Annotated in this window: 1 protein-coding gene; it reads left to right on the top strand. The window is 58.0% G+C overall.

The window, feature by feature from the left end; genetic code table 11:
- A partial coding sequence (locus M975_RS21965; RefSeq protein ID WP_157093429.1) for an Ig-like domain-containing protein occupies positions 1–512 on the top strand: 512 nt, incomplete at both ends.

The raw sequence follows: 512 nt of genomic DNA, 5'->3' as shown, positions 1-512 counted from the left end.
ACCACGGTGGTGCTGGACACCCAGGCAAGCAATGCCCTGACTATCGAAACGGTTGCTGGCGATGACACCGTTAACACCAGCGAATCGCGTATGCCAACGCTCATCAGCGGAGAGGTGTCCGGTGATGCGCAGGTGGGCGATAAAGTCGTCGTCAGCGTTAATGGCCATGAATATCACGGCGACGTGGTGGCAGATGCAAACGGCCAGCTGCGCTATGAAGTGCCGGTGCCGACGGCAGCGCTGAACGAAGGCAACAATGACGTACAGGTGATGGTCACCGGTGTGGATGCCTCCGGTAATACCGCGATTGCGGTCGAGCACAAAACTGTGGTGCTGGACACCCTTGCGCATAACGCCGTCACTATCGATACCGTAGCGGGTGACAACACCGTCAATGCTAGCGAATCCCGTATGCCGACCCTGATCTCCGGTGTGGTGAGTGGTGATGCGCAGGTGGGCGATAAAGTCGTCGTCAGCGTTAATGGCCATGAATATCACGGCGACGTGGTGGC

Origin of the sequence: Buttiauxella brennerae ATCC 51605, from assembly GCF_001654925.1 — a bacterium.
In the GTDB taxonomy this organism is placed as follows: Bacteria; Pseudomonadota; Gammaproteobacteria; order Enterobacterales; family Enterobacteriaceae; genus Buttiauxella; species Buttiauxella brennerae.
The sequence above is the reverse complement of the archived record's forward strand: the minus strand, read 5'-3'. Positions and strand labels throughout refer to the sequence as shown.